General features: G+C 30.6%; 16 protein-coding genes. 3 read left to right on the top strand and 13 right to left on the bottom strand.

Annotation, left to right across the window (positions count from 1 at the left end; genetic code table 11):
• Positions 1–128: 128 nt before the first annotated feature.
• From PLW95_05555 to pyrR, 5 genes are read right to left on the bottom strand one after another with little or no spacing between them, the layout of a single operon-like run.
• A complete protein-coding gene (locus PLW95_05555) occupies positions 129–1424 on the bottom strand; it encodes an SLC13 family permease (protein ID HOV22129.1) in 1296 nt (431 codons plus the stop codon).
• 2 nt (positions 1425–1426) lie between these two features.
• On the bottom strand, positions 1427–3334 hold the full coding sequence (locus PLW95_05550) for a hypothetical protein (GenBank protein ID HOV22128.1): 1908 nt from the start codon (positions 3332–3334) through the stop codon (positions 1427–1429).
• 15 nt (positions 3335–3349) lie between these two features.
• The gene (locus tag PLW95_05545) at positions 3350–5257 is read right to left on the bottom strand and encodes an ATP-dependent helicase (protein ID HOV22127.1); all 1908 of its coding nucleotides are present in this window, start codon (positions 5255–5257) and stop codon (positions 3350–3352) included.
• Positions 5254–6177 (bottom strand): aspartate carbamoyltransferase catalytic subunit, encoded by a 924-nt coding sequence (locus tag PLW95_05540; GenBank protein ID HOV22126.1) that lies wholly within the window; start codon positions 6175–6177, stop codon positions 5254–5256. Before PLW95_05540 ends, PLW95_05545 begins: the two co-directional genes overlap by 4 nt.
• Positions 6174–6695 (bottom strand): bifunctional pyr operon transcriptional regulator/uracil phosphoribosyltransferase PyrR, encoded by a 522-nt coding sequence (gene pyrR, locus PLW95_05535; GenBank protein ID HOV22125.1) that lies wholly within the window; start codon positions 6693–6695, stop codon positions 6174–6176. Before pyrR ends, PLW95_05540 begins: the two co-directional genes overlap by 4 nt.
• Before the next feature lie 70 nt (positions 6696–6765).
• Here pyrR and PLW95_05530 point away from each other — a divergent pair, with 70 nt between their 5' ends.
• A complete protein-coding gene (locus PLW95_05530) occupies positions 6766–7218 on the top strand; it encodes a hypothetical protein (GenBank protein HOV22124.1) in 453 nt (150 codons plus the stop codon).
• Between the two features lies 1 nt (position 7219).
• Here PLW95_05530 and PLW95_05525 read toward each other — a convergent pair whose 3' ends face one another.
• Positions 7220–7957, bottom strand: a complete 738-nt coding sequence (locus PLW95_05525) for a metallophosphoesterase family protein (protein ID HOV22123.1) — start codon at positions 7955–7957, stop codon at positions 7220–7222.
• Positions 7954–8715 (bottom strand): serine/threonine-protein kinase, encoded by a 762-nt coding sequence (locus tag PLW95_05520; GenBank protein HOV22122.1) that lies wholly within the window; start codon positions 8713–8715, stop codon positions 7954–7956. Before PLW95_05520 ends, PLW95_05525 begins: the two co-directional genes overlap by 4 nt.
• Before the next feature lie 203 nt (positions 8716–8918).
• Between PLW95_05520 and clpB the strand changes: the two genes are divergently transcribed.
• Positions 8919–11510, top strand: coding sequence for an ATP-dependent chaperone ClpB (gene clpB / locus PLW95_05515; GenBank protein HOV22121.1), 2592 nt, complete (start codon positions 8919–8921; stop codon positions 11508–11510).
• A 110-nt stretch (positions 11511–11620) separates the two neighbouring features.
• On the opposite strand, the gene PLW95_05510 is transcribed toward clpB, so the two are convergent.
• The 6 genes from PLW95_05510 to PLW95_05485 form a co-directional block, all read right to left on the bottom strand.
• The gene (locus PLW95_05510) at positions 11621–12580 is read right to left on the bottom strand and encodes an NAD(P)H-quinone oxidoreductase (GenBank protein HOV22120.1); all 960 of its coding nucleotides are present in this window, start codon (positions 12578–12580) and stop codon (positions 11621–11623) included.
• A gap of 86 nt (positions 12581–12666) precedes the next feature.
• Positions 12667–13413: an SDR family NAD(P)-dependent oxidoreductase gene (locus PLW95_05505; GenBank protein ID HOV22119.1), complete on the bottom strand. Its 747-nt coding sequence runs from the start codon at positions 13411–13413 to the stop codon at positions 12667–12669.
• 42 nt (positions 13414–13455) lie between these two features.
• Positions 13456–14637, bottom strand: a complete 1182-nt coding sequence (locus PLW95_05500; GenBank protein HOV22118.1) for a Gfo/Idh/MocA family oxidoreductase — start codon at positions 14635–14637, stop codon at positions 13456–13458.
• A 68-nt stretch (positions 14638–14705) separates the two neighbouring features.
• Entirely contained in the window at positions 14706–15686 is a 981-nt protein-coding gene (locus tag PLW95_05495) for a Gfo/Idh/MocA family oxidoreductase (protein HOV22117.1), read from the bottom strand.
• A gap of 96 nt (positions 15687–15782) precedes the next feature.
• Complete coding sequence (locus PLW95_05490) at positions 15783–16943, bottom strand: Gfo/Idh/MocA family oxidoreductase (GenBank protein HOV22116.1); 1161 nt, start codon at positions 16941–16943, stop codon at positions 15783–15785.
• Positions 16944–17000: 57 nt separating this feature from the next.
• Positions 17001–17954 carry a Gfo/Idh/MocA family oxidoreductase gene (locus PLW95_05485; GenBank protein HOV22115.1) on the bottom strand — a complete coding sequence of 318 codons (954 nt, stop codon included), beginning with the start codon at positions 17952–17954 and terminating at the stop codon, positions 17001–17003.
• Positions 17955–18340: 386 nt separating this feature from the next.
• Here PLW95_05485 and PLW95_05480 point away from each other — a divergent pair.
• Positions 18341–18595, top strand: a 255-nt coding sequence (locus PLW95_05480; GenBank protein ID HOV22114.1) for a transposase, incomplete at its 3' end; no start/stop codon positions are given.

The following is an 18595-nucleotide window of genomic DNA, read 5'->3' as shown; positions in this document are numbered from 1 at the left end:
GAAACACTTAAAATTGCCCTTCTTATATTAATCATTTTTTTCCTCCATTTTTTAGGTCTGCCAAAATTACCTATGAATTTTTATATCTCTTTACTTTTTACTTCTCAGGCACTGTTTTGAGTGAGTATTTATGTATACACTACCCAGAGAAGAAGAGTACTTCCAGCAACTGCTATAATTGTAAAAGGAAGTCCTATTTTTACAAAATCAGAAAATTTTACTTTATACCCATTTTTTTTCAGAATTCCCATACCAACAACATTACAACTTGCTCCAATTGGGGTTATATTACCACCAAGGCATGTCCCCAATAAAAGCCCAAAAAGAAATAAGTATGGGTTTAAAGAAAGTTTTGTGCATAGTATTTGTATTCCTGAAATCATTGCCATCGTGTAAGGGATATTATCAATAAAAGCAGAAATAAATACAGAAATCCAGACAATTAAGTTAAAAAGAATAAATGGATTTTTACCACCTGTTTTTATGAGGAAGTCGGCTATCATTTCAATGAAACCAAACTTTTTTAATGTCCCAACAAGTATAAAAATTCCAATAAGCAAAAAGAAACTATCCCAGTCAATATGTTTTATTGAAATTTTCTCATCTTTGAATTTTTTAAGGTAGATAAGAAGTGTTATAATTCCAAAAAAAAGACAGATACAGGCAGGGAAAAAAGAAAATTTGTCCTGAAAAAAAGAAGTAATTGCAAGTGTAATTATCATCAAAATTATTGAAAATGTTGGTAAGTATGTTTTTACTTTATATTCTTCTTCTTTAAATTTTATTTGCCCTTTTTCTTTTCTGAAAAAAAAGTAAAGAACAAAGAAACTTAAAATTGCTCCAAATTGAACAAAAAAGAAAAGTCCTAATTTACCAGATGTAAGTCCTAATTTTTTGGCAGGCATATAGAAAAAATCAAGAAAATTCATATTTGATTCTATTGCAAGTATTATACTTGGACTATCTCCAATCATTGTTGCACATCCTTGAAGATTACTGCTTACCATCATTCCTATAAAAAGGGGGACAGGATTTAAGTAATTTTTTTTTGTGAATTCCAATGCAACAGGTGCCATAATTAAAATTGTTGCAACATTTTCAATAAAAGATGAAATAAAACTTGTGGTAATACATATAAAAAGATAAATCAAACCAACAGAGAAATTTTTCTGTTCAATTTTACTTACAATATGAGCAGGAACTTTTGAATTTGTGAAAAGAAAAGATAAAATACTTGTTCCAAGAAAAATACCTAAAACATTGTAATTAATAAAAGAAAAAATATCTTTAAAATTTATCGCTTTTAAAATAATAAATAAAAAAACACACCCATAGACAAATATATTACTTATCTTGCTTTTATCTCTTTTTAAAACAATTCCAAAATATGTAATTAAAAAAAGGATAAGTATTAGGTATTTCATCGTTATATCCAGAATAGAATATTACCTGTGCGTCCTGTGAAAAAATCAATAAAAAGCCATGTTCCACTTACAATAAATTGTCCAACTATTAGCCCTATAAAAAATGTTTTTCCTTTTTCATATACATTTGCCCCTCCATACCTTAAAATCATAAATTTAAACAGCCATGATAGAAAAATTGAAAACCATAACTCGTTTGTAAGCATTATTGTTGAAAAAGCAAAACCAAGAGGATGAAATGGGAACCATAAAAATCTCATCCTCATAAATTGTAAGAAAATTGTAAAAACAGCACCTATAGCAAAAAATCCCCAATATATCATATCAGGACCAGATGGGGTTTTTAATTCCTGAACAATATATTGCCAACCATATTGAGGACCATTTACAAAAAACCATGCGTTTGCATTTATTCCTCCATATTTATATCCCAAATAGATAACCGTCCATATTGAAGAAATCAAAGTAGTTACAATTGATATTAAAATTGCTCCAAAAATTATTTTTTTCTTCCCCTTAACTTCTTCAAGTATTTTTAATCCATTTGCAACAGAAGCCATAACAAAAGTTCTTACATCAGATGAATAAACAAAAGTTAAACCAAGAGGACCTAAAGCAGAAGGTCCCAAATTTTTTGAGCCAAAAAATGATGTTGTTATAACAGGGGCAATAACAGGTGCTCTTGTTGTAGAGATCCCGCCTTCACAAATAGCCCTTGTTATACCAATAAAAATTATGAACATAAAAATAATAAAAAATATTGATGGAAAAGGAGGAAGTCCACTTAAAACAATCCACCAGAAAATTACCAAAATAGAAATTACCAATCCCCAAAAAGCAAATTTATAAGAAACAATTTCATATTCAGAAGAATCATCTTTTTCTTTTCCAATTCCTTTTCTGAAAACATCTTTTATTTGTTTTCTTGCAATCCATAGACCATAAATAACTATGATGAATAAAGAACCCAATGATTGCCATCCAAGAATTGGCCTTTCCGCATTATATGGTAAAAATTCTGAAATTCCAAAACCAGTTATATTAAAAAAACCCTGTTGTATTGTAGAAAGAAGACAAAAAAACCATAAACTAAAAGAAAGAGGTAAAGGAACAAAATAAGTAAATCCTATCATAGGAAAACTTATTCTATATGGTAAACTCATAGTTCTTCTAAAAATTGGAGTAGAAGTAGCAAGTTGAATTCTTGGAAAAAGTTCATTATAGAAATGTAATCCATTTATACATCCAATAATAAATGGAATAGCAAATCCAAGCCAGAAAAGATTATTATTAAAAATTTTGTTTTCATCTGCTTTTATTAATGAAATAGGCGCTTTCGTTAAAGGAAAATTCAATTTTTCATTTTCAACCCATTGTTTTCTTAAAATTACCATTATAAAAATCATTGCAAGATAGAGAGCAATTATTAGAGGTATCCATAGAATTAAAACTTTTATCCAAGGTGCCCATGGTATACTTTGCCCTTTTGGAATTCCTTCAAAAAACCAGTTTATTGCATTGTTATCATTTAGAATAGTCCAGTTCTTTAAATGTTTTATAAAAAGGTCTGCCCAGTTGTTTTGGTCATTTGCATAATATTTTGTACCTGCTATAAGTGGAATAAGGTATAATGTAAGTCCCATTGTAGGAATTGAACAGGAAACAATCATCATAATATAAATTAAAATCATTTCTGCAATAGAAAGAGAGAATTTCGGAGAGATTTTTTTTAAAAGGTAATTAAAGAGAGTTATCCAAAATATTAGATATATTGCTGCACCAGTTGTAAAATCAATTGTCATATCAGAACCCTGAATCACCATAAGATTATAAACATCGCTAACACTAATAAAAACTGATAGAATTGTGCCTATCAATATTGACCTTTTTGTAAATATATTTTTCTCCATTTCATCTCCTTTTATTTACTGGAAATCCCAACTTTCATAAAGATACGGGGGAATTTCTTCTATAAAAATTGATTTGTTGTAATAATAATTCCTATAAAAATCTCTTATATAATAAGTAATGTAAAGGTCTTCTTTTGCTCTTGTTACTCCTACATAAAAAATTCTTCTTTCTTCTTCTAATGCAGTAATGTCGTTTTTAGCGGAAATATATGGGAAATGATTATCACAAACACCTATTATAAATACAAATTTCCATTCAAGCCCTTTTGCCTGATGGATTGTTGAAAGTACTATGTAATTTCCTTTCTGCCTTATTTCTCCTTTTGTATGTTCATGTAATGTTGCTTCTGAGAGAAAATCAGTTAATGAAGAGTACATATCTGCAATTTCTTTTAGTGCTTCTATGTCCTGTTTTCTCTCAACATCGTCTTTGTATTTTTTCTTCAAGTATTCTGAATAAAAAGAGATAAGAATTAAGTCAATACCTTCTGATATTTTTAAATTTTTTATTTTCTTAATAAGACCTAATTGATTTTTAAAATTTTTAAGCCCTTTTGAATTTATTTTTATATCTTCAATTTTTTTTTCAAGGACTTCTATTTCATCACTTTCTCTTATAACTTTTATTAATTCTTCTGCTCCTTTTTTCCCAATGCCTTCTGTTAGAAAGAAAATTCTATTCCAGGAAATTTCATCTTTAAAATTTATCAGAACTTTATAAAAACATATAATATCTTTTATATGTGCTTGTTCAAAAAATCTTAAACCGCCTCTTATAACATAAGGAATTTTTAATTTATTAAGTTCAATTTCCAATTCTGCTGATTGATATCTTGATCTGAAAAGAACTGCAATATCAGATGGAATTACTCCTGATTGTAAAAGTTGAAAAATCCTTCTTGAAACAAATATACTTTCTTCTTTTATATCATAACATTTAATAATAAGTGGTTTAACACCCCTTTTTCTTATACTTTTTAAATTTTTAGGAAACTGGTTTTTATTATGAGAAATAATATTATTTGCAAAATCAAGAATTTCAGGAGTACTTCTATAATTTACATCTAAATAAAATATTTTGGTATCAGGATAAATTTTGGGAAATTCCAGGATATTATCCACTGTTGCCCCTCTAAATGAATATATACTTTGAGCATCATCTCCAACTACCATTATATTCCTATGAACTTTTGCTACCTGATAAAGTATCTGTGCCTGTAATTTGTTTGTGTCATGATATTCATCAACAATTATATATAAAAATTTTTCAGATATTTGTATTCCAACTTTTTCGTCTTTCATCAATCTATACCAGAAAAGAAGAATATCATCATAATCAAGTAAGTTGAAATCTTTTTTTTTCTTGGTATAGTCCTTTGAAATTCTTTCAATCTGTGGAATAAGGTTTGAATATTCAATAAAACGAGTGTCTATTATATCTCTTATTGGTTGGCCTGTATTTACTGATAAACTTAAAAAATTCTTTATTTTTCCGGGATATGGATAATCATCTTTATTTGGTAATTTATCTATTATTTCTTTTATTAAAGAAATTGAATCTTCTTCATCCATAATTGTAAAGTTAGAAGGAATATTTATATTTTTCCCATAAATTCTTAAAAGAATATTCCCAATATGATGAAAAGTTCCTGCCCATAACCCTTTTGGATAAACACCTACTATTTCTTTAACTCTTTCTATCATCTCATTTGCTGCTTTATTTGTAAAAGTGACAAGCATTATTGAGGCAGGAGGTATTCCTTTATCAAGAAGATAGCATACCCTATAAACTAAAACTCTTGTTTTTCCGCTTCCAGCACCTGCAATTACAATAGAATGGCCATCTGCTTTTTTAATTATTTCATATTGTCTTTCATTTAATGAATTTTTATAATCAATTGCTGGATAAGTAGGTATTTTCATTTTTGACTTCCAATTGTTAAATATAAGACAGCCATTCTAACTGCTATTCCGTTTGTAACTTGCTGTAAAATTAAAGAATTTTCTCTATCGGCTGTTTCAGATTTAATTTCAATTCCTCTATTTATAGGTCCTGGATGCATAATAAATATATTTTTGTTTATCCCTTTTATTCTTTCTTCATTTAATCCATATGTTAAACTATATTCCTTTAAAGAAGGGAGAAAATTTTCTTTCTGCCTTTCCTTTTGTAATCTTAGAAGATAAACTATATCCGAATTTTCAATTGCTTCTTTAAAATTATAAGTTACTTTTACTCCTGTTCTTTCTATGCCAGATGGTATTAAAGGTGGAGGTCCACAAACAATTACTTTACTTTTAAGTTTTGTAAATCCCCAGATATTGGATCTTGCAACTCTGCTATGTAAAATATCTCCAATAATTGCTATTTTAATTCCTTCTATTTTACCAAAAACATCTTTTACAGTAAATATGTCTAATAGACCCTGTGTTGGATGTTCATGACAACCATCACCAGCATTTATAACAGAACTTCTTACATTCCTGCTTATAAGTTCTGATGCTCCTGCAACTGAATGTCTTACTATAAAACAATCAATTTTCATTGCTTCAATATTTTTTGCAGTATCAACAATTGTTTCTCCTTTTGATATAGAAGAAGTTGAAACATCAAAACTTAAAACATCTGCTGAAAGTCGTTTTGCTGCAAGTTCAAAAGAAGTTCTTGTTCTCGTGCTTGGTTCAAAGAATAAATTAACAACTGTTTTACCTCTTAAAGCAGGAACTTTTTTTATAGAACGACTACTGACTTCTTTAAATGAATTTGCCGTTTCTAAAATTGTTTCTATTTCATACCTACTTAAATCTTCCAGTCCTATCAGGTCCTTTCTTTTCCACGTCATTTTCTCTCCACAATAACTACTTCATCCACTCCATCTATTTCTTTTACTTTTACTTCAACTATATCACTTTTTTTTGTTTTTACTTCTTCACCAACATAATCAGCACAAATTGGAAGTTCTTTATGTCCCCTATCAATAAAAACAAGAAGTTTAATAAGTGATGGACGGCCAAAATCAAAAATTGCATCTAGGGCGGCCCTTACAGTTCTTCCAGTATACAAAACATCATCAACAAGTAAAACCTTTCTATCATCTATTGAAAATAAAATATCTGTTTGAGAAATAATAGGATTTGGACCAATTTTGCTTAAATCATCTCTATATAAACTTATATCAAGATACCCGACATCAAGATTTTCTTTTCCTATTAATTTTTTAATTCTATCTGCTAAAACTGCTCCCCTCCTTTTTATCCCAATAATTACAAAATCAGAAAGTTGCTTATCATTTTTTATTTTTTTAGAAAGAAATATAAGTTTTTCTCTCATCTGTTTTTCATCCATAATTTTTCTTTCCATAATTTTATAATAACATATTTGACAAAATTTTTATACATTGGTAAAATATAAACAAAAATGGAGGTGAAAAATGAAAAAAGTGCTTGTTGTACTTTGTTTATTTCTTTTTTCAATTAGTGGATATTCTGCAACTAAGAAGGCAACAATTGATGAAGTCAAAACATCAATAGATGAAGTTGAAAAAGTAATCAAAACAGGCAATGAAGTTCTTGTTGGAATTTATTCATCTGCTCTTGAAATAGAAAAAAGGGCAACAACTGACTATATGGCGGAAATTATAAAGAATAAAATTTGTAAAATTACAAAAATTTCTTCTAATGATTTTGATAAATTAAGAGAAAAATATTCTTTTTTTGACCTTGCTATTGGGTGTGCAGTAAGTCAGGTAAATGGAATACAAATTGATAAGTTGATGAAAACAAAAGAAAATAAGGGATGGGAGGATATTTTATCTCTTAATGGAAATTGTGAAAAAGTAAAGGATATTATAACAAAAATAAACCAATTAAATCCTAAAAAGTAAATTAAATACCTTTTAAAAATTTTTCACCAAGAGAAGAGGGAAGCCCCCTTTCAAGAATTTTGTTTTTAGTAATTTCTGCGGGATAATTAAGCCTAGAAAGTTTAAATATTTTGCTTTCACTATCATAGATTGATATACACACCATTGGTAATCCATCTCTTGGCTGTCCGGAACTCCCAACATTTATAAAATATTTATAGTCATCTTCAATTTTAAAACACATCTTTCCATTAAAATCAGGTATAATTGTTTCTACATTATTTGTTTTTAAATTTTTTTTGTAAGCAGAAGGAATATGAGTATGTCCATAAAAACAGATTTTATTGCTAAATAATTCAAATTCCCTTTCAGCATCTTTTTTTGAAAGAATATATTTGTAAATCGGGTCGGATAAACACGCATGAACAAAAGTTATATCTCCAAAAGTTATTTTTACTGGAAGGCATTTTATTTTTTCTATATAATTTGTTATTTTCTTTTCTGTCCATTCTATAGAAATTTTTGCAAGTTTTTTAAATCTTGAATAATTCCCGGTTATTATTCCTTCTTCATGGTTTCCTTTTACAATAAGGTCAGTAATAGAAAAAATTTTTTCAAGACATAATTCAGGGTCAGGACCATAGCCAATTATATCTCCACATACAAAAAGATAATCGGTTTTTTCAGTCAAAATATATTTTAAAATTTCAGTCAGTCCTTCATAATTAGAATGAATATCAGATATTATAGAAAATTTCATTTGTATATTCTTTTATAAATTTTTTCTAATTGGTTAACTATATCATCAACATTTTCGTCTCTTTGAGACGGAACTTTGTCTGTTGTTTTTGCCACAATGTCGTATAATTCTTCTGATGGTAATTTTTCAAAAAGCAATTCTTCAATTATCATACCATAAGAATAAATATCTGTTTTGAAATTTGAAATTCCTTTTTTTCTTTCAGGGGCAATATAATTTTCCGTGCCACCTTGAATTGAAATATTTCTTCTAAAAAAAGATTTTTTTACAGCATACCCGAAATCGGTCAATTTAGCCCATCTACATGACTTTTCAACAATTATATTTTCTGGTTTTATATCATTATGAATTATATTCTTACTATGAATATATGATATACCTTTACCAATCTGAATTATAATATGGAACAAATTTTTCTCTTGAATTAGATTTTCATCATATGTTAATCGTAATGTCTTTCCTTCAATATACTCCATAAATATACAATAAAGATTTTCTTGTTTTCCAAAACCAAAGACCTTAACAATATTTGGATGGTTAAGTGATTTCTGGATTTTATATTCTTTAATAAACTGTTTTAAATATTGTTTTGAATTTCTATAAGAATGGAGTATTTTTATTGCTATTACGCTATTATAAGAATTATTGAGTTTTATACCCTTATATACAGTAGAAGTTGCTCCCTGCCATATTTTATCAATAACTCTATAACCACAAATAACTTCCCCTACTATTTTTGTTTTAAATTCATTATTCATTTTTTAAAAAAGAAATAATAGATTATAATAAATTGAAGAGTATTATAACATAAAATAAGTGTTTAATAAATCCCATTTATATTTTAGTAAAGAGTTCTAATTTTTTCAAAATATTGCTACCTCTTATGACTATTTCATTATAAAAAATGAAACTTTTTTATCATAATTCCATCTAAATAGCATAAATTAAAAGAGGTGATAAAATGGATTTAGAAAAATTTACAATAAAAGCACAAGAAGCAATAATGAATTCGCAAGCAGTTGCCCAGGAGAGAGGTCATCAGGCAATAGATACTTTGCATTTGCTTTATTCTCTTGTTGATGGAGATGAAACAACTGCGGAGATACTAAAACAGATGAATGTCAAAGTTGAAAATTTGAAAGAAGATATAGAAAGAGAACTGAAGAAAATTCCAGAAGTTTTTTCTTCACAAACATCTGTTTATATTACTCCTTCTTTAAATCAGGTTTTTTATATTGCAGGTAAACAGGCAAAGACATTAGGAGATGAATATATAGGAGTTGAACATCTTTTAATATCTTTATCAGAAGTAGATTCTCCTGCTAAAACAATTTTGAAGAAATATGATATTTTTAGTCAGCGAATTATAAAAATTATTGACAATTTAAGAGGGGGAGAAAAAATAAAGGATAAAGATGCAGAAAGCAAATATAATGTTTTAGAAAAGTATACAAAGGACCTAACAGAAATTGCAAGAAAAGGAAAGTTAGACCCTGTTATTGGTAGAGATGAAGAAATAAGAAGAGTTATACAGGTTCTATTAAGAAGGACAAAAAATAATCCTGTTTTAATAGGAGAAGCAGGTGTTGGAAAAACGGCAATAGTAGAAGGACTTGCCAGAAGAATTGTAAGTGGAGATGTTCCTGAAAATTTAAAAAATAAAAGGATTCTATCTCTTGACCTTGGTTTACTTGTAGCAGGAACAAAATATAGAGGTGAATTTGAAGACCGACTGAAAGCACTCTTAAAAGATATTGAAAAAAGAGAAGACGAAATTATTCTTTTTATTGATGAATTACATACTCTTGTTGGAGCAGGTGCAGCGGAAGGGGCGATAGATGCTTCCAATATGTTAAAACCAGCACTTGCAAGAGGACTTTTAAGATGTATTGGAGCAACAACTCTTGATGAATATAGAAAATATATAGAAAAAGATAGAGCATTAGAAAGAAGATTTCAACCTATATTTGTTAAAGAACCAAGTGTTGAAGAGACAATATCAATTTTAAGAGGACTTAAAGAAAGATATGAAGTACATCATGGTGTAAAAATAACTGATAGTGCAATTGTTTCCGCAGCAGTTCTTTCTCATAGATATATTACTGATAGATTCCTTCCTGATAAAGCAATTGACCTTATTGATGAAGCAGCGAGTAAATTAAGAATGGAAATAGATAGTATGCCAGAAGTTCTTGATGAGATTAAGAGAAAAATGATACAACTTGAAATTGAAAAGCAGGCATTAAAAAAGGAAACAGGGGAAGAAATAAAAGAGCGACTGGAGAAAATAGAGAAAGAACTTGAAAAATTAAAAAAAGAAAGAGAAAAATATAACAAACAATGGTTAGCAGAAAAAGAAGTTGTTGAAAAAATAAGAAATATAAAACAGCAAATGGAAGTTGCAAGAGGTATTGTTGAAAAAGCAGAAAGAGAAGGAGACCTTGATAAAGCAGCAGAATACAAATATGGGAAGTTGATTGAATTGCAAAAACAACTTGAAAAAGAAACAGAAAAATTAAAAGAGATACAGAAAAAAGGTAGTGGACTTGTTAAAGACGAAGTAACAGAAGAAGATATAGCAGAAATTGTTTCAAAATGGACAGGTATTCCTGTTTCTAAAATGCTTGAAGGTGAAAAAGAAAAATTGCTTCAGATGGAGAGCCGACTTAAAAAGAGAGTCGTAGGGCAGGACCATGCAATTGAAGCAGTGTCAAATGCTATAAGAAGAAGTAGAGCAGGACTTTCAGATACCAATAGACCAATTGGCTCATTTATTTTTCTTGGTCCAACTGGGGTTGGAAAAACAGAACTTGCAAAGGCACTTGCAGAATTTTTGTTTGATGACGAAAATGCAATGGTTAGGATAGATATGAGTGAATATATGGAAAAACATTCTGTTTCCCGTCTTATTGGAGCACCTCCTGGATATGTTGGTTATGAAGAAGGAGGACAACTAACAGAAAAAATTAGAAGAAGACCTTATAGTGTTATTTTATTAGATGAAATTGAAAAGGCACATCAAGATGTTTTTAATGTTTTACTTCAACTTCTTGATGACGGACGACTTACTGATGGGCAGGGTAGAACTGTTGATTTTAGAAATACGGTTATTATAATGACATCAAATTTAGGAAGTCAATATATTACAATGTTTAAAAATGAAGATGCAATGAAAGAAAAAATAATGGAAGTTGTTAAAAGTAATTTTAGACCGGAATTTTTAAACCGAATTGACGAAATTATTATATTCAATAAATTAAAGAAAGAAGATATTATAAAAATTGTTGATATTCAACTTTCTTATTTACAAAAACGACTTGAAGAAAAGAAAATAGAACTTACTGCAACTGATAAAGCAAAAGAATATATTGCAGAAAAGGGATATGATGAAACATTTGGAGCAAGACCATTAAAACGACTTATTCAGAGAGAAATTGAAAATGTTCTTGCAGGTAAAATTTTAAGTGGTGAGTTCAAAGAAGGAGATAATGTTGTAATTGATTGTAGAAACAACCAACTCGCATTTTCTTTAAAATCTCCTGTTGCCTCTTAATATTTTTGGGCTTTTACATTTTATACCGGGCAGTAGGATATTCCCTCTATTCGTTTCAATATCCTATATAATTTTACAACAGTACATAAATAAAATACACATACTAAAAGTTATTCAGAAATAGTAAGGACTACTTTACCAAGATTTTCCCGACGCTCTAATATTGCATGGGCTTCAGATACCTGGTCTATTGGCAGTATCTTATAAATTACAGGTTTAATATCACCAGATGAAAACTTAGGCCAGAGTGCAGATTCCATATCAGCAAGTATTTTTCCTTTCATTTCAGTAGATTTATTTCTAAGAGTACTGCCAATAATTCTAATTCCTTTTTTAAAAAATATGTTCATATTGATTTCTGTCATTATTCCACCCAGAGTAGCAATAACTATCCAACGACCACCCTGTGCCATTTTCTCTATACATTTACCCAAAGAAGGACCTGCTATACAATCAAGCGATATATCCACAGGATATTTTTCAAGTACAGATAAAAGGTCTTCTTTTTCTCTGTTAACAATTATGTCTGCTCCTATACTACGAACAAACTCAACTTTTTTATCCGAACCCACAGTAGTTATAACTTTTCCCCCAAATGCTTTAACAATTTGAATTGCAGCAGTACCAACTCCACTTGCTCCTGATTGAATAAGGACAGTTTCACCATGCTTCATTTTACCTTCTATACAAAGATTGAGCCATGAAGTTGCAAAAATTTCTGGTATTGCGGATGCTTGTGCCATAGATAATCCCTCTGGAACAGGCAAAACCATATTTACAGGAACAGATACTTTTTCTGCATAACCCCCACCACCAAGTAATGCACAAACTTTATCACCCTTCTTCCATCTACTTTGTGATGGAGCACTAAGAACAATACCTGCTACCTCAAGACCCATTATATCTGGCCATCCTGCTGGAGAAGGATATTCTCCATCCCTTTGCATTAAGTCAGCTCTGTTTATACCAATAGCATGAACTTCAATTAAAACTTCATTATCTTTAACTTCTGGTTCCGGAATATCTTTGCAAACAAGCTCTTTATTCTTATCAACTAAGATTGCACGCATTTTGATCCCCACTCTGTGTACTCTCAAAAATATTTATTATTTAGAATTAGAAATTATTTCGAAAAAATATGTTCCTCAGGTAAAATTTAAGCACCTTTCAACCCCAAAGTTTCTCCCCCATCCACGATATAGTTCTGCCCAGTAATAAAATCGGCCTCGTCAGATACTAAAAAATAAATAAGGTTCGCAACACAATCCGCTGTTGGAATACGACCAAAATAATTTTTTGTAGGAATATGAGCATTTGGTTCTCCCGGACGAGGTATATTTCCCGGGGAAACACAGTTAACATTGATATTGTAAGGACCTACTTCCATAGCCAGAGTTTTTGAGAAAACAATAACACCTGCCTTGGCAGCAGAATATGATGAAAAGTTCCTCTTTCCTCTTAAACCAAGAACAGATGCTACGCTTACAATTTTTCCCTTTTTTCTTTCTATCATATAACCAACTACAGCACGAGAACAAAAAATAACTCCTAATAGATTTACAGCAATGGTTTCTCTAATTACTTCCTCTTTTAAATTATGCACTGGTGCATTTCTTCCTCTCTCACTACCTCCCGCCACATTAATTAATATATCTATATGACCATATTTCTCAATTACACATTTAACCATATTTTCAATACTATCTGTATTGGTTACATCTAATTGTATTGCTGTTGCTTTACCACCTTTACTGATAATATCTTCAACTACCCGTTGTGAACCATCAATATTCATGTCACATACTACTATATTAGCACCTTCAGATGCTAATTTTTTAGCAGTTGTACTACCAATATATCCTGCTGCACCAGTAACTATTGCTACTTCATCTTTTAGTTTCATAAAATTTTCTCCTTTTTTATCATTTGTTGATATATTTTTAAACTATTTTCTTGTTAAAGGATGCTTTCTGTTCGGTAAAGGGAAATCAACAGATTTACCTGCTAAATGGGATGTATAAACCCCAAAAATCATTTCTAATGCCCATCTTGCATCTTTTCCACTTGATATAGGTTCCCGTCCTTCCACTATTGCACAAAGTAAATCAACCGCAGCATAACGATTACAGTAAGTAAAAGGCATATCGTTTTCTGGGTCGCTAACTGATAAACTTAACGGCTGGGTCCCTGGAATTTCAAGCACAGAAGGAATATCAATTTCATCAAAATCTCCTGGTTTTTCAAAAGGACGTCTGTCAGTACTTATATATAATCTGGGTTTTGCATCAAATCGCATAGCAAGTATTGCTTCTGAACCAGCAACAGATATACCCATACGCCTTATTTTCTTATCAAAAAGGCCCCTTCTACTTTCAAAATAACCACGCACACTATTGGAAAATCCAAAAAGAGATACTATTTCATCACCTGCAACTGGTCCTATTGGCTCTTTAGGTTCAGTCACATCATTTAGTGTCATTTTCCGACCTTTTACTGTTATATTACCAAAAATCCACTCAGGGTATCCGAAGAAAAAACAAGACATATCAAATAAATGTGTTCCTAAAACCATCATATCTTCACCACCTCCCCGTTCATCTTCCTTTCCTCTGCAATATACTGAAAGTGGTCGCCCAATATCTCCTTTTTGAATCATTTCCCTGGCAACCTGATACATTGGAGCATACCTACCCAAATGTGCAACTACTATCAGAACATTATTAGAAGCAGCCGCATTTATCATTTTATCTGCATCTTCTAATGTTTGAGCAAATGGCTTTTCACAATATATATGACAACCTGCCTCTGCTGCTGCAACAACAACATCCGTATGCTGTGAAGGTAGACGAGAACATACACAAACTACATCTGGTTTATCATGTTGAATAAGATAAGACCAATCACTATAACTATTTTTTGCTCCTGTTTCTTTCTGAAGCATATTACGTCCTGTCTCATCGGGGTCTGCTACTGATACAATTTCAACTCCAGGTAATCCAGAAAACGCTAAATGTAGACCATGACCACCTAATCCTGAACAACTATAATATCCTACCACTCCTATACGCCATTTTTTTACAGAAGGAACATTCAAAATTGTCCTTTTACTTTTTTGGATCTTTTTCATCTTATATTTTCTCCTATAAATCAATTTTTTTATTGCCATTCAGTGTATCCAGCAGCAGCAAGTAAAACTTATTGTACCAGAAGTTCATGCTCGTATGTATAGGGATTGGAAATTTCTCCATTGATAATATGTGCTAATTCAATTAATTGGTTTTCATATCTACCATTCATTACTCCTACATTAACCTTATGAGTTCCTGCCGAATATTCTGAGTTATCTTCAAGGAGTGTTAATCTTGCATATAATGGTTCAATACGGTACAGGTCAGCAGAATGTTCCAGAGGACAGATTTCAACCGTCCCTTTAGTTCCACATACAATAAAACGGCGATATTTAAAACCATCTACCTCAGTAATAGCAGAATTGACAGTTGCAGTTGCTCTTGAATATTCCAGAACAGCCAGCCCATTATCATTTAGTCCATCATCAGCAGTACTTTTCTGAAAAGACACAACATTTTCAGGACGTCCCATTATACTAATAACTAAATCAATAAGATGACATCCAAAATTAAACATAGCACCACCTTTGAAATTAGATAAATACTTACGGTAATTCTCGTCATCAAAACGATTCATAATCGCATGGATTTCAAAAATTTCTCCCAACCATCCTTCCCTTACTGCTTTAAAACAGAATTTTATTGCTGGATTAACTCTGTACATATAACCAAGTTGAATAGCAAGATTTTTTCTCTTACAACCCTCTATCAATTCTGTAAACGGTTCCATAATTTCTCCACCAGGCTTATCCAGATGCATATGCAATCCTCTTTTCATGCAACGTATGGCAGTAGGAACCAATTCAGTATTTGCAGTTTCTACAGCAACAGCCTGAAGTCCCTTAACATTGAAAAGTTCTTCCTCACTCATACGTCTTATACCTGCATAACATTCCATATCCATACCAGGATATTTAGGTGCATTATAATTCAGGTCATCCACTATACCAACTACCTCATAATAATCTGTGAGTTGCCGCAATGTCATCATTTTTGCTGAAGCATGCTCATGGCTCATACCAATCTGTCCGATTCTAATTTTTTTCATTATCCCTTCCTCCCTATATCCTAACCTGCTATTCTTTTCCATAATACATAACTTCATTTATTATTTCTTTAAACATTTTTAAATTGCTATTTATTACTATAAATTTTTTGCCTTTGAAGTTTTTTTCAGTTCTTCCATTAAATCATCATATTCTTTTCTATCAACAGGGATATTTACAACTTTATTTTTCTTTCCTGATAAAAGACATGCATTCATAAATTCAATTGTTTTCAGTCCTTCTTTTCCTGGTGTAATAAGTTTTTCATTATAAAGGATACTCCTGACAAAGTTCCTTATTATTTCTTTATGCCCTGTTTGAAAGTTTGAAGTAGGAACAATTTGTCCTTCTTCTAATTTCAGGGGTGTTGTTGATAATTCCCATATATTTGGAATTTTTTTAGTAAATTCTTCCATTGAAGTTTCATAGAGTGGGGCCTCATAATTGTAAAAAGCAATCTGGTCCCCTCTTATAACAATTTTCCCTTTATCACCAGAGACCTCTAAATAAAAAGGGCCAACTGGTTCCCAGTTATAATAATAACCAATTGGTTCACATGTAGAAGTGTAATAATATCCCCATGCACCATTTTGATATTCTAAAAATGCAGATACTTCATCTTCCACTTCTATATTATGCAGTTTTGTTCTTGTTTTTGCTTCAATTTTACAGGGTAGTCCCGCTAAATGAGTAAAAATATCAATCATGTGAGGTGCCTGTGTTAGTAAGACACCGCCACCTTCTCCAACCCAGGTACCACGCCAGATATCTTTATCATAATATTCCTGAGTTCTATACCACGGGTCAATACAGACTGTCCTTATAATTTCTCCAATTTTTCCGCTATCCACTATTTCCTTTGCTTTTCTTACAAAATATTTCGTTCTTTTTTGAAACATAACTGCAAAAACTCTATTATTTTTTTCTGCCGACTCAATCATTTTATCAGCAGCAGAAACAGTGACTGCAATTGGTTTTTCACTTAAAACATGCAATCCATTTTCAAAAGCAAAAATAGATACTTCTGGATGAAACCAATGGGGTGTTGCAACAATAACTGCATCACAAAGACCACTTGTTATCAATTCCTTGTAATCAGTAAAATACTTAACTCCAAATTCTTCTCCTCTTTTCCTTGCAAGTCCTTCCGCAGCATCAGATACACATGTTAATTCACTTTCTTCAATTTCTTTCACACTTAAACAGTGTGCATATCCCATTACTCCAACACCAATCACCCCAATTTTTATTCTATCCATTTTTTTCTTCTTTTTTTATTTTTTCTTGAAAAATATAAATTCAAAACAAAGTAAGAACTAAATAGTGTTTCTGTATATTCTCTCAATAAGTTCCATTGTTTTAACAGCATCAGAAAAATTTGTTTCTGGTAATTCTTTCTTCTCCATACATTCTATAAAATATTTATGCTCATCTAAAAAACCCGCAATTTCAAAAAATTCTTTTTTTCCTGTGAACTCTTTTACATCTATACATTCTCCATCTTCTTTTCCATCAGAATAAATTATTGCTTGTTTCTCATGTTCAATAAAAGCAGCAATTCCTTTACCATGTATTGCTATGGAACAAACTCTTTTTCCACTTGCCCAGTCTGCTGACAAAGTCCCAATTGCTCCTGAAGAAAATTCAAATAAAGCACAAAAAATGTTGTTATAGTCCGCAAATACCCCCTTAACCATACTTTTAACCTGTTTTACTTCACCTCCAATATATCTTAAAAGGTCAACTGAATGAATAACAAAATATGTTAAAACATCAATCGCACCGTTATAATCAAGAGGTCTATCTAAATAATTCTGAAAAAATCTTGCCTCAGCTAATACAACTTCTCCTCTTTCTTTTATTCTTTTCTTTCCTTCAACAATTAAAGGCGCAAATCTTCTGTTAAAACCAACCATTGTTAAAACACCTTTTCTTTCTGCTAATTTTGCCATTTGTCTTGCCTGTTCTGCTGTCATTCCCAATGGTTTTTCTGTAAAAATATTAAATCCTCTATCTAAGCAGGGCATAACAATATCATATAGATAATGAGGAGGAACAATTATATAAACAGCATCGGGATTTTTTTCTTCTAACATTTTTTTATAATCAGTATAAATATTGGAAATTTTATATTTTTCGGATGTCTGTCTCAATCGTTCCTGATTCAAATCGCATATACCCACAATTTCAACATTCTCCATCTTTGTAAGAGAAGGATAATGAACTAAATTTGCCTCACCACCTGCTCCAATAATACATACTTTTACCATTTTTCTCTCCTTTCGTTACATGAGATTCTGCAAAAATTGGCTATGGTTTTTCATTACTGTCCAATAAAAATTTAAGTAAGTTTTTTAGAACTGACCTCCTAAAATAAGGTAAAATAAGAAATAAACATTACCTGCTAAAAAGGATGTTCGGTATAAAATATATTAACACAATTTTAATCAGATGCTAAATATGTTGCCAAGATATGAATTTGATAAGGAAGTAAAGAAAGAACAAGTGAATAGATATACCAAACATTTTACAACATGGAATCAATTATTGGTAAATTTATATGCACACATAACAGGGAAGAAAAGTTTGCGGGATATAGAGACGGGATTAAAGATGCATCAGAATGCGTGGTATCATATTGGGTTAGTAAATGTAGATCTTCCACTTATCATCCTATACAATAAGTCAGATTTATAAAACAAGGTGGGAAATAGAGATATTTTTCAAATGGATAAAACAAAATCTTAAAATAAAAACATTTTTAGGGACAACTAAAAATGCGGTTTTAACCCAAATATGGACTGCAATGATTTATTATTTGCTTTTGTCTAAGTATCAGACCAAATATAAGTATTCTTTATTGTATATGACAAGGGTGATAAAAAAATGTCTATTTAAAAGGGCCGATATT

Source organism: bacterium (assembly GCA_035370465.1).
Lineage (GTDB): Bacteria > Ratteibacteria > UBA8468 > B48-G9 > JAFGKM01 > JAGGVW01.
The sequence above is the reverse complement of the archived record's forward strand: the minus strand, read 5'-3'. Positions and strand labels throughout refer to the sequence as shown.